Genomic DNA, 17252 nt, shown 5'->3' with positions numbered 1-17252 from the left:
ATGAGTAGAGATTTAAAATATACAAGAAACATAGGTATTGCCGCTCACATCGATGCTGGTAAAACCACCACTACCGAACGTATACTTTTCTATACCGGTAAAACTCACAAAATCGGTGAAGTTCACGATGGTGCATCTACTATGGACTGGATGGAACAAGAAGCTGAACGCGGTATCACTATCCAATCTGCTGCAACCACTTGTAAATGGAACTTCCCTACCGAAAATGGTAAACCTACTGCCGATGCTAAAGAGTATCACTTCAATATTATCGATACTCCCGGTCACGTGGATTTTACCGTTGAGGTAAACCGCTCTCTCCGTGTGCTCGACGGATTAGTATTCCTCTTCTCTGCCGTAGACGGTGTGGAACCTCAATCTGAAACTAACTGGCGCTTGGCTGATAACTACAAAGTACCTCGTATAGGCTTCGTTAATAAAATGGACCGTCAAGGTGCTAACTTCCTCAATGTTTGCAACCAAGTAAAAGATATGCTCAAATCTAACGCTGTGCCTATCGTATTGCCTATCGGTGACGAAGCTGATTTCAAAGGTGTTGTAGATTTGATTAAAAACCGCGCCATCGTATGGCACGAAGAAAACTCAGGTTCTACTTTCGACGTTGTTGAAATCCCTGCAGATATGAAAGAAGATGTAGCCAAATACCGTGCCCAATTGATCGAAGAAGTAGCTGGTTATGACGAAGGTCTTCTTGAAAAATTTATGGAAGATGAACATTCTATCACCGAGGAAGAAATCCACAAAGCATTGCGCGCTGCCGTAATGGATATGGCTATCATCCCTATGGTATGTGGTTCATCATTCAAAAACAAAGGAGTACAATTTATGCTCGACGCTGTTTGCCGTTACTTGCCTTCACCACTTGATAAAGAAGCTATCGAAGGTACTAACCCCGATACCGGTGAAGTAGCACTCCGCAAACCAGCTGTTGATGCTCCTTTCTCAGCCTTGGCATTCAAAATCGCAACTGACCCTTATGTAGGTCGTTTAGCATTCTTCCGTGCTTATTCTGGTCACCTCGATGCAGGTTCTTACGTATTGAACACCCGTTCAAACAGCAAAGAACGTATCTCTCGTATCTACCAAATGCACGCTAATAAACAAAATCCTATCGAATACATCGAAGCTGGTGATATAGGCGCTGCTGTAGGTTTTAAAGATATCAAAACAGGTGATACTCTTTGCGATGAAAAATACCCTATCGTTCTCGAAAGTATGGTATTCCCCGATCCAGTAATCGGTATCGCTGTAGAACCTAAAACAAAAGCTGACGTTGATAAATTAGGTATGGCTTTAGCTAAACTTGCTGAAGAAGACCCTACCTTCCAAGTAAAAACCGACCAAGCCTCTGGTCAAACTATCATCTCTGGTATGGGTGAGTTACACTTGGATATCATTGTCGATCGTCTCAAACGTGAGTTCAAAGTGGAAGTAAACCAAGGTGAACCTCAAGTTGAATACAAAGAGGCTATCACTGGTAAAGCAGATCACCGCGAAGTCTACAAAAAACAAACAGGTGGTCGTGGTAAGTTTGCTGATATCGTATTCCGTATGGAACCAGCCGAAGAAGGTAAAGTAGGTCTCGAATTTGTAAACGAAATCAAAGGTGGTAACATCCCTAAAGAATATGTACCATCAGTAGAAAAAGGTTTCAAAGAAGCAATGAAAAACGGACCTTTAGCTGGATTCGAAATGGACGCAATGAAAATTACCCTTATTGATGGTTCATTCCACCCTGTCGATTCAGATTCATTGTCATTCGAGTTGGCTGCCAAATTAGGTTACAAAGAAGCTGCTCGTGCCGCAAAAGCCGTATTGATGGAGCCTATTATGAAATTGGAAGTTATTACTCCAGAAGAAAATATGGGTGATATCGTAGGCGACTTGAACCGCCGCCGTGGTCAAGTAAACGATATGAGCGACCGTAATGGTGCTAAAGTAGTAAAAGCATTCGTGCCTCTATCCGAAATGTTCGGTTATGTAACTACCCTTAGAACCCTTTCATCTGGTCGTGCAACTTCTACAATGGAGTTCTCTCACTACGCCGAAGCTCCATCTAACATTGCAGACGAAGTAATTAAAAAAGCCAAAGGCAACTAAATTATTAAGCAAATGAGTAATCAACAAAAAATAAGAATAAAGTTAAAATCTTACGACCACAACTTGGTAGATAAATCTGCTGAGAAAATCGTAAAAACAGTAAAAGCAGCCGGTGCTGTAGTAGTAGGACCTATTCCTCTACCTACCCACAAAAAAATATTTACTGTATTGCGCTCTCCTCACGTAAACAAAAAAGCTCGTGAGCAATTCCAATTGAGCTCTCACAAACGTCTCCTCGACATCTACAGCTCTTCATCTAAAACTATCGACGCTTTGATGAAATTGGAATTACCAAGTGGTGTAGACGTAGATATCAAAGTTTAAGTAACTTTACTAAAATGTCCCGAAACTGCGGGTTAGGGAAAAACGGATAAAAATGATTCAGGGTTAAAAAGCCTAAGGCATTTTTTGACCCTGGAACATTATAATAATTGGCAAAACTTAATTGTCGATTCAAAAAAAAACTAATAACTAATTTAATATTTAATTTTATGTCTGGGTTAATCGGAAAAAAAGTAGGAATGACCAGCATTTTTGATGAGAACGGAAAAAATATTCCTTGTACCATCATCGAAGCAGGTCCTTGCGTAGTTACCCAAGTCAGAACCAAAGAGGTTGATGGCTATGATGCTCTTCAACTTGGTTTCGATGACAAAGCAGAAAAACGTGCTACCAAAGCAGAGCTTGGTCACTTCAAAAAAGCAGGTACTTCTGTAAAGAAAAAAGTTGTTGAATTCCAAGGTTTTGAAGACAATTACAAATTAGGTGATACTATCACCGTAGATTTCTTCACCGAAGGTGAGTTTGTGGATATCACAGGCGTTTCTAAAGGTAAAGGTTTCCAAGGGGTGGTACGTCGCCACGGTTTTGGCGGAGTAGGTCAAACTACTCACGGTCAGCACAACCGCCTCAGAGCACCAGGTTCAGTAGGTGCTTCGTCTTACCCTTCTCGCGTATTCAAAGGTATGCGTATGGCTGGACGTATGGGAGCTGAAAAGGTAACAGTACAAAACTTGAAAGTATTGAAAGTGGTTGCTGAGAAAAATCTTTTAGTAGTAAAAGGTTGTATCCCAGGTCACAAAAATGCTTACGTAACTATTCACAAATAATGGAAGTAGCAGTATTAAACATACAAGGAAAAGAAACAGGTAGAAAGGTAACCCTTTCTGATGCTGTGTTCGGTATCGAGCCTAACAATCACGTAGTATACTTAGATGTTAAACGCTATTTAGCTAACAAACGTCAAGGTACTCACAAGGCTAAAGAAAGAAACGAAGTGGCTGGAAGTACTCGCAAAATCAAAAAACAAAAAGGTACTGGTACAGCTCGTGCAGGTAGCGTAAAATCTCCTGTATTTGTGGGTGGCGGACGCATATTCGGTCCTCGTCCTAAAGACTATACACAAAAACTTACTAAAAACGTAAAACGCTTGGCTCGCCGTTCTGCCCTCAGCGCTAAAGTGCAAAACCAAGCCCTCGTTGTAGTTGAAGATTTAAATTTCGACGCTCCAAAAACTAAAGATTTCACAGCTGTTGTAAAATCTTTGGGCTTAGAAAATAAAAAATCAATTTTTGTGTTGCCAAATACAAATAATAACGTATATTTGTCCTCTCGTAATGTACCTACTTCAAGCGTAGTAACTGCTTCAGAGTTAAACACTTACCAATTGGTGAACGCTTCAAATGTAGTACTTACTGAGAGCTCAGTAGCAGTTTTAGAGTCAATTTTAACAAAATAAGAAGAAAATGAGCGTATTAATTAAACCTGTAAATACAGAAAAAGCAACCGAAAATAGCGAGTTAAGAAACTGCTATACTTTCGTAGTAGCTAAGGACGCTAACAAGATTCAAATCAAAAATGAAGTTGAAGCTACTTATGGCGTTAAAGTAAAATCCGTACGTACCCTTAACTACGGTCCTAAACGATCTACTCGTTATACAAAAACAGGCTTGCAAATCGCTAAAACTAACGCAGTGAAAAAAGCAGTTGTGCAAGTAGAAGATGGAACTATAGATTTTTATAGTAATATATAAGTATTTAACAAATAGACAAAAATGTCAGTTAGAAAATTAAAACCGATTACCCCCGGTCAGCGTTTTAGAGTAGTAAACGAATTCGACACCATTACTACTGATAAGCCGGAAAAGAGCTTGCTCGTTCCGTTGAAAAAGACCGGTGGTAGAAACAATCAAGGAAAAATGACCATGCGTTACATTGGTGGTGGTCATAAGAAAAAGTACCGTATCATCGACTTCAAACGAAACAAATTCGGCGTAGACGCCAAAGTAGTTTCTATCGAGTACGACCCTAACAGAACAGCGTTTATTGCTCTCGTTCAATACACCGACGGTGAAAAGCGTTACATCATCGCTCCCGCTGGTTTGAAAGTAGATCAAGTAATCGTTTCAGGTCAAGAAAACATCGCCCCTGAAATCGGTAACGCAATGCCGCTCTCTCAAATCCCTCTCGGTACTGTAATTTCTTGTATTGAATTGCGCCCTGGACAAGGAGCTAACATCGCTCGTTCTGCAGGAACTTTTGCTCAACTAATGGCAAAAGATGGTAAGTATGCTACTGTAAAGCTACCTTCAGGTGAAACCCGTATGATCCTCCTCACTTGTCTCGCAACCATAGGAGCCGTATCAAACTCCGATCACCAATTGGTACTTTCAGGTAAAGCAGGTCGCTCACGCTGGTTAGGACGCCGTCCTCGTACCCGTGCAGTAGTTATGAACCCTGTCGATCACCCAATGGGTGGTGGTGAAGGTCGTGCTACCGGTGGTCACCCACGCTCACGTAAAGGTATCCCAGCAAAAGGTTATAGAACTCGTTCTAAAACCAAAGCAAGTAATAAGTATATTGTAGAACGCAGAAAAAAATAAGAGACTAACAAATGGCACGTTCATTAAAAAAAGGACCTTACGTTCACTATAGCTTGGAAAAGAAAATCCAACAAAATATACAGTCTGGTAAGAAAAACGTTATCAAAACTTGGTCACGCGCTTCTATGATTACTCCAGACTTCGTTGGCCAAACTATTGCAGTTCACAACGGTCGTCAGTTTGTCCCTGTATACATCACTGAAAATATGGTGGGACATAAATTAGGAGAATTTTCACCTACCCGTTCCTTCCGTGGACACGCAGGTGCAAAAAATAAAGGTAAAAAATAATTAAGGCTATGGGAGTTAGAAAAAAATTAAAAGCAGACGAAATAAAAGAAGCTAAAAAAAGCTTGGCTTTCGCGAAGTTAAATAACTGCCCTACTTCTCCCCGAAAAATGCGCCTAGTAGCGGATTTAGTTCGTGGACAGCAAGTAGACAAAGCCTTGGCTATTTTGAAATTCAACCAAAAAGAAGCAGCAGCTCGTTTAGAAAAATTGTTGCGTTCAGCTATCGCTAACTGGCAAGCTAAAAACGAGGACGCTAACTTGGAAGAAGCAGGAGTATTCATCAAAGAAATCCGCGTGGACGGTGGCGCTATCCTTAAACGCTTACGCCCAGCCCCACAAGGAAGAGCACACAGAATTAGAAAACGCTCTAACCACATAACTTTGGTGCTTGGAGCTAAAAATTTTAACACAGAAAGCTAAGATAAACTATGGGACAAAAGACAAATCCAATCGGAAATCGCCTAGGAATTATCAGAGGATGGGAGTCTAACTGGTATGGAGGCAATGATTACGGAGATAAACTCGCTGAAGACGACAAAATCAGAAAATATGTTCTCGCTCGTTTATCTAAAGCTAGTGTTGCTCACGTGATTATCGAACGTACTTTCAAACTTGTAACCGTTACTATCACCACCGCTCGCCCTGGTATCATCATCGGTAAAGGCGGTCAGGAGGTAGACAAGTTGAAAGAAGAACTTAAGAAAATCACCGGTAAAGACATCCAAATCAACATTTTTGAAATCAAACGCCCTGAGCTCGACGCAGCTCTCGTTGCAGCAAGCATCGCTCGCCAAATCGAAGGTCGTGTTTCTTACAAACGCGCTATCAAAATGGCTATCGCTTCAGCTATGCGTATGAACGCTGAAGGTATCAAGGTAATGATTTCAGGTCGTTTGAATGGAGCCGAAATGGCACGTTCCGAAAGCTTTAAAGAAGGTCGTATCCCTCTTTCAACCTTTAGAGCTGATATCGATTACGCTATTGACGAAGCTCACACTACTTATGGCCGTATGGGCATCAAAGTGTGGATTATGAAAGGCGAAATCTATGGTAAAAGAGAACTCTCCCCACTTGTAGGTATGACTAAAAAAGCCACTGGCGGAAATTTCTCTGGTAAATCAACTGACAAGCCTGCTGGTGCACCCAAAAGAGCGCGTCGCAAAAAGTAATTTTTTAAAGAACAAGAAAGATGTTACAGCCAAAAAGAACGAAATATCGTAAACAACAAAAAGGCAGAATGAAAGGCGTAGCTCACCGCGGTGCGCTCCTTTCTAATGGTACTTTCGGAATTAAATCGTTAGATTCAGCATTCATCACTTCTCGCCAAATCGAGTCAGCTCGTGTAGCTGCTACCCGTTATATGAAACGTGAAGGTCAACTTTGGATCAAAATCTTCCCAGATAAACCTATTACCAAAAAGCCTTTGGAAGTACGTATGGGTAAAGGTAAAGGTGCCGTAGAATACTGGGCAGCCGTAGTAAAACCAGGAAGAATAATGTTTGAGGTAGGCGGCGTGCCGCTCGACGTAGCTAAAGAAGCGCTACGCCTCGCAGCTCAAAAGCTACCCGTAAAAACAAAATTCGTTGTAGCAAGAGATTATCAAAATTAATTAAAGAACAATGAAACAGTCTGAAATTAACAAATTGACAATAACTGAGCTACAAGAAAAGCTTGGTGAGTTTAAGAAATCGTATGCAGATTTGAAAATGGCACACGCAATTTCGTCATTGGAAAAACCAATTCAATTACGTAACGTAAGAAGAACTATCGCGAGATTGGCTTGTGAGCTAACTAAACGAGAATTACAATAATTCGAACCTGCCTTATGGAAAAAAGAAATTTAAGAAAAGAAAGAATAGGGGTTGTTACAAGCAACAAAATGGATAAATCTATCGTAGTTTCAGAAGTGAAACGTGTAAAACACCCTATGTATGGTAAGTTCGTGTTGCGCACTAAAAAATATGTTGCGCACGACGAAAAAAACGATTGCAACATTGGTGATACTGTGCGTATAATGGAAACACGTCCATTGAGCAAAACCAAATGCTGGAGATTAGTAGAAATCATTGAAAGAGCTAAGTAATTATGGTACAACAAGAATCAAGACTAAAAGTAGCCGATAATACTGGCGCTAAAGAAGTGCTTACTATCCGTGTACTCGGTGGTACCAAGCGCAGATATGCCTCAGTAGGCGATAAGATTGTAGTTACCGTTAAAGAAGCTACTCCTAACGGAAACGTAAAAAAAGGACAAGTTTCTACAGCGGTGGTAGTAAGAACTAAAAAAGAAGTACGCCGTGCCGATGGTTCTTATATCCGATTTGATGAAAACGCTTGCGTTCTCTTGAACGCAGCTGGTGAAATGAGAGGTACCCGTGTATTCGGACCCGTAGCGAGAGAACTTCGTGATAAACAATTTATGAAGATCGTTTCATTAGCACCAGAAGTGCTTTAATTTTTAATAAAGTAAATGATGAAACTAAAAATTAAAACTGGAGATACCGTAAAAATAATTGCTGGAGAAGAAAAAGGTAAAGAAGGCAAAGTATTACGTGTAGATCGCGAGAAGAACAGAGCGATTGTTGAGGGGCTAAACTTGGTCAAAAAACACACCAAACCTAACGCTCAAAACCCTCAAGGTGGAATCGTAGAAAAAGAAGCATCTATTCACATTTCTAACCTCGCACTCATCGACCCTAAAACGAAAAAAACTACTCGTGTAGGTATCGAAGTACGCGACGGCAAAAAAGTGCGAATTTCTAAAAAATCTAATGTAGTAATATAATATGGCTTACGTACCTAGATTAAAACAAGAATACAAAGAGCGCATCGTTGCGGCTCTAAAAGAAGAATTTGGCTATAAAAATGTAATGCAGGTTCCTAAACTTGAAAAAATAGTTGTGAGCCGCGGTGTTGGTTCTGCAGTAGCCGATAAAAAACAAATCGACTATGCTGTAGACGAACTTACCAAAATTACTGGTCAGAAAGCTGTTGCCACTTATTCTAAAAAGGACGTAGCTTCTTTCAAACTCCGTAAAGGTATGGCTATCGGTGCCAAAGTTACCCTTCGTGGAGAAAGAATGTATGAGTTCTTAGACCGCCTTATCACTACAGCTCTTCCTCGTGTAAGAGACTTCCAAGGCGTGAAAGCAAATGGCTTCGATGGTAGAGGTAACTACAACTTAGGCGTTACCGAACAAATCATATTCCCTGAAATCGACATTGATAAAATCAACAAGATCGCAGGTATGGATATTACCTTCGTTACTTCAGCTCACACTGATAAAGAAGCTAAATCATTATTAAGCGAATTAGGATTACCTTTTAAAAAGAACTAAGTATATGGCTAAAGAATCAATGAAAGCCCGCGAGGTGAAACGTCAAAAGTTAGTAGCTAAATACGCTGCTAAACGCAAAGCTCTAAAAGAAGCTGGTGATTATGAAGCACTTCAGCTAATCCCTAAAAATGCTTCTCCAGTGCGTCTGCACAACCGTTGCAAACTTACTGGTCGCCCTAAAGGGTATATGCGCACTTTTGGAATTTCACGTGTGTTATTCCGCGAAATGGCAAACAAAGGATTAATTCCTGGTGTAAAAAAAGCAAGTTGGTAATAATTTAAAAGGACAAAATTTATGTATACAGATCCTATCGCAGATTATTTAACAAGAATTAGAAATGCTAATAGCGCTGGTCACAGAGTCGTTGAGATCCCAGCCTCTAAACTCAAAAAGGAAATTACTAAAATCCTTTTTGACCAAGGGTTCATCCTTAGCTATAAATTCGATGACTCTACCGTACAAGGTACCATCAAAATAGCTTTGAAATACGACAAAGTAACCAAAGAACCCGTTATTAGGCATATTGAAAGAGCCAGCCGACCAGGTCTGAGAAAGTACGCTGGCGCTGATAACCTACCTCGAGTATTAAACGGATTGGGTATCGCTATTATCTCTACATCACAAGGCGTGATGACAGGTAAAAAAGCTAGAGAACTCAATATCGGTGGAGAGGTAATTTGTTACGTTTACTAATCAATAAAAAGACAATAAACAATGTCAAGAATAGGTAAAGCACCCATCAATATTCCCGCAGGAGTTACCGTTACTATCAAAGATAACGTCGTAACCGTAAAGGGGAAATTAGGCGAATTAACCCAAGAGGTTAAAGACATTGCTGTAAAGCAAGAAGATGGACATTTAGTGTTTGAAACTACAGATACTACCAAAGACCAAAACGCTAAACACGGACTATACCGTGCCTTAGTACACAATATGGTCGTAGGTGTCTCTGAAGGTTTCACTAAAGAATTAGAGTTAGTAGGGGTTGGATACCGTGCAGCTAACCAAGGTCAAAAGCTAGACTTAGCCCTTGGTTTCTCTCACAACATCATTCTCGAATTGCCAAGCGAAATTAAACTCGAGACAATCAACGAGAAAGGTAAAAACCCTATCATTAAATTAACTTCTCACGACAAACAACTACTCGGTCAAGTAGCGGCTAAAATCCGTAGCTTCCGTAAACCTGAACCTTACAAAGGTAAAGGCGTTAAATTCGTAGGCGAAGTGTTGAGAAGAAAAGCAGGTAAATCAGCTTAATAGTTAGAACAATGGCATTATCAAGAATAGAAAGAAGACAACGTATTAAAAGCAGAATCAGAAAAGTAGTAAAAGGTACTGCTGAACAACCTCGTTTGGCTGTTTTCAGAAGTAATAACGAAATCTATGTCCAAATCATAGACGATACTAAAGGTACTACCCTGTTGGCTGCATCTTCACGCGATAAAGAAATTAGTGCCGCCAAAGGTACTAAAACTGAAAAAGCAGCATTGGTCGGTAAAGCTATTGCTGAAAAAGCTTTGAAACAAGGTATCGAAAAAGTATCCTTCGACCGCGGAGGCTACCTTTACCACGGACGTGTAAAATCATTAGCCGACGGTGCTCGAGAAGGCGGACTTAAATTCTAATAACTATGTATCAGAAATATAAAAATGTAGAATATGTAAAACCAAGTGGTTTGGAATTGAAAGACCGTTTGGTAGGTGTACAACGTGTTACTAAAGTAACTAAAGGTGGTCGCGCTTTCGGTTTCTCCGCTATCGTTGTAGTTGGCGACGAAAACGGAGTCGTAGGTCACGGTTTAGGTAAATCTAAAGAGGTTTCCGAAGCTATCGCTAAAGCTGTGGAAGACGCTAAGAAAAACTTAGTGCGTATCCCCCTCAACGGTACTACCTTGCCTCACGAACAAAAAGGAAAATACGGCGGTGCCCGTGTATTCCTACAACCCGCTACCGATGGTACTGGAGTTATTGCTGGTGGTGCAGTACGTGCCGTTTTGGAATCTGTAGGTATCCATAACGTACTCTCTAAATCTCAAGGCTCTTCTAACCCTCACAACGTGGTGAAAGCTACTTTCGACGCTTTATTACAATTGCGTAGCGCTAAAACTGTCGCTGCTCAACGTGGCATCTCTTTAGAAAAATTGTTTAAAGGTTAATTTATATAGCTATGGCAAAAATTAAAGTAACTCAAATTAAAAGTAGCATCAAACGCCCTAAAGACCAAAAACTTACTCTCGAAGCATTAGGTCTTACTCGTATCGGTAGAACTGTCGAACACGACGCTACACCAAGCATCCTTGGTATGATCAATAAGGTAAAACACTTAATTTCTGTAGAAGAAGTTAAATAATATTTTTATACAAAGTTATGAACTTGAGTAATTTACAACCCGCACAGGGTTCAATTCACAGAGAAGGGAAGCGCGTAGGTCGCGGTCAAGGTTCTGGTAAAGGAGGAACTTCTACCCGCGGTCACAAAGGAGCTAAATCTCGTTCTGGCTTTTCTAATAAGATTGGCTTCGAAGGTGGTCAAATGCCCCTACAACGACGCGTACCAAAATTCGGTTTCAAAAACTTTAACCGTAAAGAATACGTCGGTATCAACTTGGGTCGCATCCAAGAACTCGTTGATAACGGCAAAATTACTGATAAAGTCGACCTCGAAACCTTAGTTCAACTAAACCTAGCTAAAAAATCTGACTTAGTCAAAATACTAGGCGGTGGCGAACTAAAATCTAAACTAAAAATATCTGTTCATAAGTTTACTGCAAGTGCTAAAGCCGCTATCGAAGCTGCTGGTGGCGAAGCAGTAACCTTGTAATATTCAATTTATGAAGAAGTTTATCGAGAACCTGACCAATATTTGGAAAATTGAAGAGTTAAAAAATAGAATCATTTTAACTCTCGGAATTTTGTTAGTTTATCGCTTCGGAGCTCACATCGTCCTCCCTGGTATCGACTCCGCTCAATTGCACGAGTTGTCTACTAAAACCTCTGGCGGTGGTCTCCTCGACATCCTCAACGCTTTTACTGGTGGCGCTTTCTCTAATGCCTCAGTATTCGCCCTCGGGATTATGCCCTACATCTCAGCTTCTATCGTCGTTCAGTTGATGGGAATCGCTATTCCTTATCTCCAAAAACTACAAAAAGAAGGTGAAAGCGGACGCCGAAAGATAAACCAAATCACTCGATGGCTTACTATTGCAATATGTATTGTACAAGCACCCGTATACCTATACGGTATCAATAGATTAGGAGTCCCTGATGCTGCCTTCCTTTTAGGCAAGGGACTCTCTTTTATAGTACCAGCGGTGCTTATCTTAGTAACAGGAACTATTTTCGCAATGTGGTTAGGTGAAAAAATCACCGATAAAGGAATTGGTAACGGTATCTCCCTACTCATTATGGTAGGTATCATCGCACGCCTCCCTCGCGCATTCCTCTCCGAAACCGCTTCTAGACTTACCGGTACTGGAGGACCTCTTTTAATCCTAATCGAGATAATCCTTTGGTTCGTCATCATCCTGCTATGTATCTACCTGATCAAAGCAGTACGACAAATCCCAGTACAGTACGCCCGTAGAACAGCCGACGGAGGAGTCGCTAACGAGAAAAATATATTTGGCGCTCGTCAATACATTCCTTTAAAACTCAACGCTGCAGGGGTAATGCCTATCATCTTCGCTCAAGCCCTGATGTTCATTCCAGCCACTGTAGCCGGATTATCACAATCCGAATTTGCTAAAAGCGTTCAAGCAGCCTTCTCTAATGTCTTCGGTTTTTGGTACAATCTGCTATTCGCAGCTATGATTATACTATTCACGTATTTCTATACTGCAATCACAGTACCTACCAATAAAATGGCCGATGACCTAAAACGCAGCGGAGGTTTCATCCCAGGTATACGCCCAGGTAAAGAAACAGGCGACTATTTAGATAAAATTATGTCGCTCATCACATTCCCTGGTTCTATATGTATAGCCTTGGTAGCTATCTTCCCATCACTGCTCAAAATTATTGGTATGCAAGACCAATGGGCATTGTTCTACGGAGGTACCTCACTACTCATCTTAGTAGGGGTTGCTATTGATACTATGCAACAAGTAAATTCATATCTGCTCAATCGCCATTATGATGGTTTGATGAAAACAGGTAAAAATAGAAAAGTATCTTAATTAAAATTTATGGCTAAACAAGCAGCAATTGAACAGGACGGAACTATTGTAGAAGCACTGTCTAATGCAATGTTCAGAGTGGAGTTAGACAATGGACACGTAGTGATTGCACACATCTCAGGAAAAATGCGTATGCACTACATCAAACTACTCCCAGGCGATAAAGTAAAACTCGAAATGAGCCCTTACGACCTAAGCAAAGCTCGCATCACCTACCGTTATTAGTTTTAATTAAGAGAATTCTTCCAATATTTTGGTTGATAATTTCTCACAGATAAAACCATTTTAGTTATATCTGTGAGAAATTACAATCATAAAATAAGAATTTTTTATTTGTGGTATTTTAGCGTAAAACGTTTGTATTCAATTTGTTGAATATAAAATTTACGCTCAAAAACGAGTGAATTAAATGCAAAATGAAATTTTTGTACACTAAAAATGTGGCTATTACAAAAAAAAATTGTAGTTTTGCGCACTCTATTGATATAAACAAAACAAAATGAAAGTTAGAGCATCAATTAAAAAAAGAAGTTCCGAGTGCATCATTGTGCGCAGAAAAGGACGATTGTACGTAATTAACAAGAAAAATCCTAAATTTAAACAACGACAAGGATAATTATGGCACGAATTGCAGGTATTGACTTACCAAAAAACAAAAGAGGGGTTATTGGTTTAACCTACATTTTTGGTATCGGAAAAAGTAGAGCTAAAGAAATCTTAAGTAGAGCTCAAGTAAACGAAGACACTAAAGTAAGCGAATGGAATGATGACGAAATCAGCCGCATTCGCGAAATTGTTGCGTCTTATAAAATTGAAGGAGAATTGCGCTCCGAAATCCAATTAAACATCAAACGTTTGATGGACATCGGTTGCTACCGCGGTATCCGCCACCGTAACGGATTACCTTTGCGCGGACAAAAAACTAAAAACAATTCTCGTACAAGAAAAGGTAAAAGAAAAACTGTTGCGAACAAGAAAAAAGCAACTAAATAATAAGTAGTAGAGTATGGCAAAACAAAATGCAAAAAATGCAAAAGTCTCTAAAAAGAGAAAAGTAGTCGTTGAGTCCGTAGGCGAAGCTCACGTTTCAGCTACTTTCAACAACGTTATCATTTCTCTTACCAACAAAAAAGGAGATGTAATTGCTTGGTCGTCAGCAGGTAAAATGGGCTTTAGAGGTTCTAAGAAAAATACCCCTTATGCAGCCCAAGTAGCAGCAGAAGATGCAGCAAAAGTAGCTTTCGACGCAGGTCTTAAAAAAGTAAAAGTATACGTAAAAGGACCAGGTAACGGTAGAGAATCTGCTATCCGTACTATCCACAACGCTGGTATCGAAGTAACTGAAATTATCGACGTTACTCCTCTTCCTCACAACGGATGCCGCCCTCCTAAAAAACGTAGAGTATAATTTTTAATAACATTTAAGAAAGGTGAGTTGTTATCGAAGGAATGCCTTAATTCATAACTGCCTTTCATTTTAAACAATTCAAAATGGCAAGATATACAGGACCAAAAACTAAAATAGCTCGTAAATTTGGTGAAGCTATCTTCGGAGATGATAAATCTTTTGAAAGAAAAAACTATCCTCCCGGACAACACGGCTTGGCTCGCCGTAGAGCAAAACGCTCTGAATACGCCATCCAGCTACAAGAAAAACAAAAAGCTAAATATACTTATGGAATCCTCGAAAAACAATTCCATAACCTATATGAAAAAGCTAAAAGAAGTAAACACATCACCGGTGAGGTGCTTCTTCAACTTTGCGAATCTCGCTTAGACAACGTCGTATACCGTATGGGTATCGCACCTACTCGTAGCGCCGCCCGTCAATTGGTGTCTCACCGCCACATCACTGTGAACGGTAACATCGTAAACATCCCTTCTTATTCCCTTAAACCTGGTGATGTAGTAGGCGTTCGCGAAAAATCAAAATCTTTAAGCGTGATCGAAAATTCATTGGCTGCTCACAGCACCGTATACGAATGGATCACTTGGAACCCTGAAAAATTAGAAGGTACTTTCGTAGCTGTACCTCAACGTATTCAGATTCCTGAAAATATTAAAGAACAGTTAATCGTAGAGTTGTACTCTAAATAATAAATAAAAAAGACAGCAGTCAAAATATGGCATTATTTAACTTTCAAAAACCAGATAAAGTTATAATGATTGAATCATCTGATTTCGAAGGGCGATTTGAATTTCGCCCTTTGGAACCAGGATATGGTTTAACTATAGGTAACGCATTGCGCAGAGTTATGCTCTCTTCTCTCGAAGGTTTCGCTATTACCTCTGTGAAATTTGATAAAGTAGACCACGAATTTTCTACTATACCAGGCGTGAGAGAAGATGTAACCGAAATCATTCTCAACTTGAAACAAGTTCGCTTCAAACGCCAAGTGGAAGACGTAGAAGATGAAACAGCTACCATTACTGTTTCTGGTAAAAAACAATTGACTGCCGGTGATTTTCAAAAAACTCTTTCAGGTTTTCAAGTGCTAAACCCCGATTTGGTAATTTGCAATATGGAAACTTCTGCATCTTTTACAATGGAAATTACCATTGAAAAAGGTCGTGGTTACGTATCTGCCGAAGAAAACGCAAAACCAAACGCCGCTATAGGAGTGATTGCTACCGATTCAATCTTTACTCCTATCAAAAACGTGAAATACACCATTGAAAATTATCGTGTTGAACAAAAAACTGACTACGAAAAATTAGTCTTCGAAATTAAAACCGACGGTTCCATCCACCCTAAACAAGCCCTTACTGAAGCCGCTAAAACACTTATCCACCACTTTATGCTATTCTCCGATGAGAGAATTACCCTCGAAGCCGATGAAGTAGCTCAAACCGATGCTTACGATGAAGAATCATTGCACATGCGTCAGTTACTCAAAACTAAATTGGTAGATATGGACCTTTCAGTGCGCGCTCTCAACTGCTTGAAAGCCGCTGAAGTAGAAACATTAGGTGACTTAGTGTCATTCAACAAAGCCGATTTGATGAAATTTAGAAACTTTGGTAAAAAATCTCTCATCGAGCTCGACGAATTAGTGGCTAACAAAGGTTTGGTGTTCGGTATGGATACCTCAAAGTATAAATTGGATAAAGATTAACTCGCTCTTGCGATATTTTAACTAAGGAAAAATGAGACACGGAAATAAAATTAATCATTTAGGAAGAAAATCTGCTCATAGAAATTCAATGCTCGCCAATATGGCTTGCTCTCTTATCGAGCATAAACGCATCAATACTACCTTGGCAAAAGCAAAAGCTCTAAAACTTTTTGTAGAGCCATTGGTAACTAAATCTAAAGAAGATACTACTCACAATCGTCGTATCGCTTTTAGTAAATTGCGCAACAAATACGCTGTAACCGAACTCTTCAAAGGAGTAGCAGTAAAAGTAGGCGACCGCCCAGGTGGATACACTCGTATCATCAAATTAGGAAATCGTTTAGGCGATAACGCCGAAATGGCTATGATTGAGTTCGTAGACTATAACACTACTTACAACGTAGCTAATAAAGCAGCTAAAAAGAAAACTACTCGTCGTGGTAGAAAAAAAGCAACTGAAGAAACTGCAACTGAAGCAAAAGCAGAAGTAAAATCTGAAGTTAAAGCTGAAGCAGCTGAATAATTACAGTTGTTAAAGTTAATAAAAATAAAGAGGTTTGCCACGGCAAGCCTCTTTTTGTTTCCTAAATAAATTTGGCAGAATAAAATATATTTCATACTTTTGCCCAATTAATAACTTAAAATAAGAATCATTAATGAAAAAAATCGTTTTGAGCTTAGCTGTTATAGCAAGCGTTGCACTTGTGAGTTGCAATAACACAAACACTCAGCAAAATGCTGAAACAACTACCCCTACTACCGAGCAAGCAACTGCTCCTGAAGCTGTTCAAGCTCCTGCTTTTGCTTACTCAGTTGATCCTACTTCAGTAGTAGAATGGGTAGGTAGTAAACCTGCAGGAAAACACAATGGTACTGTGAATGTTACTAAAGGTGGTGTAAATGTGGAGAATGGTGCTATTACCAAAGCCGAATTTATATTGGATATGAATACAATTACAGTGCTTGACCTTCAAGCTGGCAAAGGTAAAGAAGACCTCGAAGCTCACCTTAAAGGTACTGATCCTGAAAAGGTAGACCACTTCTTCAATGTGAAAGATTTCCCTACAGCTTCTTTCGTATTCAAAAAATTTGATGGTAAAAACCTTACTGGCGACCTTACTATCAAAGGTAAAACTAAAGAAGTGTCTTTCCCTGCTACTGTTACTATTACCGATAACGAAGTGAGCATCGTTTCTCAACCCTTCAAAATCAATCGTGTAGATTTTGGAGTAAACTACGGTTCTAAATCAGTGTTTGATGATTTGAAAGACAAATTCATCAACGATGATGTAGAGTTAGTAGTAAAAGCTAAGGCTACCAAGTAAAAATTCTT

31 protein-coding genes are annotated in these 17252 nt (G+C 39.8%); all 31 read left to right on the top strand.

The annotated features are described in order from the left end of the window. The 31 genes from fusA (at nt 1) to DR017_RS06790 (ending at nt 17244) form a co-directional block, all read left to right on the top strand. Nucleotides 1-2121, top strand: a complete 2121-nt coding sequence (gene fusA / locus DR017_RS06940; RefSeq protein WP_002679399.1) for an elongation factor G — start codon at nt 1-3, stop codon at nt 2119-2121. Between the two features lie 12 nt (nt 2122-2133). Continuing rightward, a complete protein-coding gene (gene rpsJ, locus DR017_RS06935; RefSeq protein WP_002679460.1) occupies nt 2134-2445 on the top strand; it encodes a 30S ribosomal protein S10 in 312 nt (103 codons plus the stop codon). Nucleotides 2446-2612: 167 nt separating this feature from the next. Further along, a complete protein-coding gene (rplC, locus tag DR017_RS06930; RefSeq protein WP_002675012.1) occupies nt 2613-3230 on the top strand; it encodes a 50S ribosomal protein L3 in 618 nt (205 codons plus the stop codon). Further along, complete coding sequence (rplD, locus tag DR017_RS06925) at nt 3230-3859, top strand: 50S ribosomal protein L4 (RefSeq protein WP_002679296.1); 630 nt, start codon at nt 3230-3232, stop codon at nt 3857-3859. Before rplC ends, rplD begins: the two co-directional genes overlap by 1 nt. A 7-nt stretch (nt 3860-3866) precedes the next feature. Continuing rightward, complete coding sequence (gene rplW / locus DR017_RS06920) at nt 3867-4154, top strand: 50S ribosomal protein L23 (protein ID WP_002679350.1); 288 nt, start codon at nt 3867-3869, stop codon at nt 4152-4154. Between the two features lie 21 nt (nt 4155-4175). Next, a complete protein-coding gene (rplB, locus tag DR017_RS06915) occupies nt 4176-5003 on the top strand; it encodes a 50S ribosomal protein L2 (protein WP_002675016.1) in 828 nt (275 codons plus the stop codon). Between the two features lie 11 nt (nt 5004-5014). Continuing rightward, nucleotides 5015-5293 carry a 30S ribosomal protein S19 gene (gene rpsS, locus DR017_RS06910; protein ID WP_002675018.1) on the top strand — a complete coding sequence of 93 codons (279 nt, stop codon included), beginning with the start codon at nt 5015-5017 and terminating at the stop codon, nt 5291-5293. Nucleotides 5294-5301: 8 nt separating this feature from the next. Continuing rightward, a complete protein-coding gene (gene rplV / locus DR017_RS06905; RefSeq protein WP_002679352.1) occupies nt 5302-5712 on the top strand; it encodes a 50S ribosomal protein L22 in 411 nt (136 codons plus the stop codon). Between the two features lie 8 nt (nt 5713-5720). Next, on the top strand, nt 5721-6461 hold the full coding sequence (gene rpsC / locus DR017_RS06900; protein ID WP_002679516.1) for a 30S ribosomal protein S3: 741 nt from the start codon (nt 5721-5723) through the stop codon (nt 6459-6461). 20 nt (nt 6462-6481) lie between these two features. Next, on the top strand, nt 6482-6901 hold the full coding sequence (gene rplP, locus DR017_RS06895) for a 50S ribosomal protein L16 (RefSeq protein WP_002679503.1): 420 nt from the start codon (nt 6482-6484) through the stop codon (nt 6899-6901). 10 nt (nt 6902-6911) lie between these two features. Continuing rightward, the gene (rpmC, locus tag DR017_RS06890; protein WP_002675028.1) at nt 6912-7103 is read left to right on the top strand and encodes a 50S ribosomal protein L29; all 192 of its coding nucleotides are present in this window, start codon (nt 6912-6914) and stop codon (nt 7101-7103) included. A gap of 14 nt (nt 7104-7117) precedes the next feature. Further along, nucleotides 7118-7375, top strand: a complete 258-nt coding sequence (rpsQ, locus tag DR017_RS06885) for a 30S ribosomal protein S17 (RefSeq protein ID WP_002675041.1) — start codon at nt 7118-7120, stop codon at nt 7373-7375. Nucleotides 7376-7377: 2 nt separating this feature from the next. Further along, on the top strand, nt 7378-7746 hold the full coding sequence (rplN, locus tag DR017_RS06880; protein WP_002675043.1) for a 50S ribosomal protein L14: 369 nt from the start codon (nt 7378-7380) through the stop codon (nt 7744-7746). Between the two features lie 15 nt (nt 7747-7761). Further along, nucleotides 7762-8076 carry a 50S ribosomal protein L24 gene (gene rplX, locus DR017_RS06875; protein ID WP_081450867.1) on the top strand — a complete coding sequence of 105 codons (315 nt, stop codon included), beginning with the start codon at nt 7762-7764 and terminating at the stop codon, nt 8074-8076. Between the two features lies 1 nt (nt 8077). Further along, entirely contained in the window at nt 8078-8629 is a 552-nt protein-coding gene (gene rplE, locus DR017_RS06870) for a 50S ribosomal protein L5 (protein WP_002679281.1), read from the top strand. A 4-nt stretch (nt 8630-8633) separates the two neighbouring features. Then, nucleotides 8634-8903 carry a 30S ribosomal protein S14 gene (rpsN, locus tag DR017_RS06865; RefSeq protein WP_002675050.1) on the top strand — a complete coding sequence of 90 codons (270 nt, stop codon included), beginning with the start codon at nt 8634-8636 and terminating at the stop codon, nt 8901-8903. Between the two features lie 21 nt (nt 8904-8924). Further along, the gene (rpsH, locus tag DR017_RS06860; protein WP_002675052.1) at nt 8925-9323 is read left to right on the top strand and encodes a 30S ribosomal protein S8; all 399 of its coding nucleotides are present in this window, start codon (nt 8925-8927) and stop codon (nt 9321-9323) included. Nucleotides 9324-9344: 21 nt separating this feature from the next. After that, a complete protein-coding gene (gene rplF, locus DR017_RS06855; protein ID WP_002679470.1) occupies nt 9345-9887 on the top strand; it encodes a 50S ribosomal protein L6 in 543 nt (180 codons plus the stop codon). A gap of 11 nt (nt 9888-9898) precedes the next feature. Continuing rightward, nucleotides 9899-10255, top strand: coding sequence for a 50S ribosomal protein L18 (rplR, locus tag DR017_RS06850; protein WP_002679484.1), 357 nt, complete (start codon nt 9899-9901; stop codon nt 10253-10255). 5 nt (nt 10256-10260) lie between these two features. Beyond that, complete coding sequence (rpsE, locus tag DR017_RS06845; RefSeq protein ID WP_002679388.1) at nt 10261-10785, top strand: 30S ribosomal protein S5; 525 nt, start codon at nt 10261-10263, stop codon at nt 10783-10785. A gap of 11 nt (nt 10786-10796) precedes the next feature. Further along, nucleotides 10797-10979, top strand: coding sequence for a 50S ribosomal protein L30 (gene rpmD / locus DR017_RS06840; protein ID WP_002679387.1), 183 nt, complete (start codon nt 10797-10799; stop codon nt 10977-10979). 17 nt (nt 10980-10996) lie between these two features. Beyond that, nucleotides 10997-11449: a 50S ribosomal protein L15 gene (gene rplO / locus DR017_RS06835; RefSeq protein ID WP_002679513.1), complete on the top strand. Its 453-nt coding sequence runs from the start codon at nt 10997-10999 to the stop codon at nt 11447-11449. Nucleotides 11450-11459: 10 nt separating this feature from the next. After that, on the top strand, nt 11460-12803 hold the full coding sequence (secY, locus tag DR017_RS06830; RefSeq protein ID WP_002679405.1) for a preprotein translocase subunit SecY: 1344 nt from the start codon (nt 11460-11462) through the stop codon (nt 12801-12803). A 9-nt stretch (nt 12804-12812) separates the two neighbouring features. Further along, entirely contained in the window at nt 12813-13028 is a 216-nt protein-coding gene (infA, locus tag DR017_RS06825; protein WP_002675066.1) for a translation initiation factor IF-1, read from the top strand. Nucleotides 13029-13302: 274 nt separating this feature from the next. Then, nucleotides 13303-13419, top strand: a complete 117-nt coding sequence (ykgO, locus tag DR017_RS06820; protein ID WP_002676536.1) for a type B 50S ribosomal protein L36 — start codon at nt 13303-13305, stop codon at nt 13417-13419. Between the two features lie 2 nt (nt 13420-13421). Continuing rightward, entirely contained in the window at nt 13422-13796 is a 375-nt protein-coding gene (gene rpsM, locus DR017_RS06815) for a 30S ribosomal protein S13 (protein WP_002679429.1), read from the top strand. A 13-nt stretch (nt 13797-13809) separates the two neighbouring features. Then, complete coding sequence (rpsK, locus tag DR017_RS06810) at nt 13810-14211, top strand: 30S ribosomal protein S11 (RefSeq protein WP_002679512.1); 402 nt, start codon at nt 13810-13812, stop codon at nt 14209-14211. 83 nt (nt 14212-14294) lie between these two features. Beyond that, the gene (rpsD, locus tag DR017_RS06805; protein WP_002679534.1) at nt 14295-14900 is read left to right on the top strand and encodes a 30S ribosomal protein S4; all 606 of its coding nucleotides are present in this window, start codon (nt 14295-14297) and stop codon (nt 14898-14900) included. Nucleotides 14901-14926: 26 nt separating this feature from the next. Then, complete coding sequence (locus DR017_RS06800; protein ID WP_002679221.1) at nt 14927-15919, top strand: DNA-directed RNA polymerase subunit alpha; 993 nt, start codon at nt 14927-14929, stop codon at nt 15917-15919. Between the two features lie 31 nt (nt 15920-15950). Further along, nucleotides 15951-16442, top strand: coding sequence for a 50S ribosomal protein L17 (gene rplQ, locus DR017_RS06795; protein ID WP_002679266.1), 492 nt, complete (start codon nt 15951-15953; stop codon nt 16440-16442). Between the two features lie 133 nt (nt 16443-16575). Beyond that, nucleotides 16576-17244, top strand: coding sequence for a YceI family protein (locus tag DR017_RS06790; protein WP_002679443.1), 669 nt, complete (start codon nt 16576-16578; stop codon nt 17242-17244). Nucleotides 17245-17252 lie beyond the last annotated feature (8 nt).

Origin of the sequence: Capnocytophaga sputigena (genome assembly GCF_900446695.1) — a bacterium.
In the GTDB taxonomy this organism is placed as follows: domain Bacteria; phylum Bacteroidota; class Bacteroidia; order Flavobacteriales; family Flavobacteriaceae; genus Capnocytophaga; species Capnocytophaga sputigena.
Note: the sequence above shows the minus strand (reverse complement) of the source record. Positions and strands in the feature narration are given on the sequence as shown.

What these genes read in the sequence shown, in the direction of transcription:
- fusA (WP_002679399.1), top strand. Translation starts at nt 1, where the DNA reads ATGAGTAGAGATTTAAAATATACAAGAAACATAGGTATTGCCGCTCAC.
- rpsJ (WP_002679460.1), top strand. Translation starts at nt 2,134, where the DNA reads ATGAGTAATCAACAAAAAATAAGAATAAAGTTAAAATCTTACGACCAC.
- rplC (WP_002675012.1), top strand. Translation starts at nt 2,613, where the DNA reads ATGTCTGGGTTAATCGGAAAAAAAGTAGGAATGACCAGCATTTTTGAT.
- rplD (WP_002679296.1), top strand. Translation starts at nt 3,230, where the DNA reads ATGGAAGTAGCAGTATTAAACATACAAGGAAAAGAAACAGGTAGAAAG.
- rplW (WP_002679350.1), top strand. Translation starts at nt 3,867, where the DNA reads ATGAGCGTATTAATTAAACCTGTAAATACAGAAAAAGCAACCGAAAAT.
- rplB (WP_002675016.1), top strand. Translation starts at nt 4,176, where the DNA reads ATGTCAGTTAGAAAATTAAAACCGATTACCCCCGGTCAGCGTTTTAGA.
- rpsS (WP_002675018.1), top strand. Translation starts at nt 5,015, where the DNA reads ATGGCACGTTCATTAAAAAAAGGACCTTACGTTCACTATAGCTTGGAA.
- rplV (WP_002679352.1), top strand. Translation starts at nt 5,302, where the DNA reads ATGGGAGTTAGAAAAAAATTAAAAGCAGACGAAATAAAAGAAGCTAAA.
- rpsC (WP_002679516.1), top strand. Translation starts at nt 5,721, where the DNA reads ATGGGACAAAAGACAAATCCAATCGGAAATCGCCTAGGAATTATCAGA.
- rplP (WP_002679503.1), top strand. Translation starts at nt 6,482, where the DNA reads ATGTTACAGCCAAAAAGAACGAAATATCGTAAACAACAAAAAGGCAGA.
- rpmC (WP_002675028.1), top strand. Translation starts at nt 6,912, where the DNA reads ATGAAACAGTCTGAAATTAACAAATTGACAATAACTGAGCTACAAGAA.
- rpsQ (WP_002675041.1), top strand. Translation starts at nt 7,118, where the DNA reads ATGGAAAAAAGAAATTTAAGAAAAGAAAGAATAGGGGTTGTTACAAGC.
- rplN (WP_002675043.1), top strand. Translation starts at nt 7,378, where the DNA reads ATGGTACAACAAGAATCAAGACTAAAAGTAGCCGATAATACTGGCGCT.
- rplX (WP_081450867.1), top strand. Translation starts at nt 7,762, where the DNA reads ATGATGAAACTAAAAATTAAAACTGGAGATACCGTAAAAATAATTGCT.
- rplE (WP_002679281.1), top strand. Translation starts at nt 8,078, where the DNA reads ATGGCTTACGTACCTAGATTAAAACAAGAATACAAAGAGCGCATCGTT.
- rpsN (WP_002675050.1), top strand. Translation starts at nt 8,634, where the DNA reads ATGGCTAAAGAATCAATGAAAGCCCGCGAGGTGAAACGTCAAAAGTTA.
- rpsH (WP_002675052.1), top strand. Translation starts at nt 8,925, where the DNA reads ATGTATACAGATCCTATCGCAGATTATTTAACAAGAATTAGAAATGCT.
- rplF (WP_002679470.1), top strand. Translation starts at nt 9,345, where the DNA reads ATGTCAAGAATAGGTAAAGCACCCATCAATATTCCCGCAGGAGTTACC.
- rplR (WP_002679484.1), top strand. Translation starts at nt 9,899, where the DNA reads ATGGCATTATCAAGAATAGAAAGAAGACAACGTATTAAAAGCAGAATC.
- rpsE (WP_002679388.1), top strand. Translation starts at nt 10,261, where the DNA reads ATGTATCAGAAATATAAAAATGTAGAATATGTAAAACCAAGTGGTTTG.
- rpmD (WP_002679387.1), top strand. Translation starts at nt 10,797, where the DNA reads ATGGCAAAAATTAAAGTAACTCAAATTAAAAGTAGCATCAAACGCCCT.
- rplO (WP_002679513.1), top strand. Translation starts at nt 10,997, where the DNA reads ATGAACTTGAGTAATTTACAACCCGCACAGGGTTCAATTCACAGAGAA.
- secY (WP_002679405.1), top strand. Translation starts at nt 11,460, where the DNA reads ATGAAGAAGTTTATCGAGAACCTGACCAATATTTGGAAAATTGAAGAG.
- infA (WP_002675066.1), top strand. Translation starts at nt 12,813, where the DNA reads ATGGCTAAACAAGCAGCAATTGAACAGGACGGAACTATTGTAGAAGCA.
- ykgO (WP_002676536.1), top strand. Translation starts at nt 13,303, where the DNA reads ATGAAAGTTAGAGCATCAATTAAAAAAAGAAGTTCCGAGTGCATCATT.
- rpsM (WP_002679429.1), top strand. Translation starts at nt 13,422, where the DNA reads ATGGCACGAATTGCAGGTATTGACTTACCAAAAAACAAAAGAGGGGTT.
- rpsK (WP_002679512.1), top strand. Translation starts at nt 13,810, where the DNA reads ATGGCAAAACAAAATGCAAAAAATGCAAAAGTCTCTAAAAAGAGAAAA.
- rpsD (WP_002679534.1), top strand. Translation starts at nt 14,295, where the DNA reads ATGGCAAGATATACAGGACCAAAAACTAAAATAGCTCGTAAATTTGGT.
- DR017_RS06800 (WP_002679221.1), top strand. Translation starts at nt 14,927, where the DNA reads ATGGCATTATTTAACTTTCAAAAACCAGATAAAGTTATAATGATTGAA.
- rplQ (WP_002679266.1), top strand. Translation starts at nt 15,951, where the DNA reads ATGAGACACGGAAATAAAATTAATCATTTAGGAAGAAAATCTGCTCAT.
- DR017_RS06790 (WP_002679443.1), top strand. Translation starts at nt 16,576, where the DNA reads ATGAAAAAAATCGTTTTGAGCTTAGCTGTTATAGCAAGCGTTGCACTT.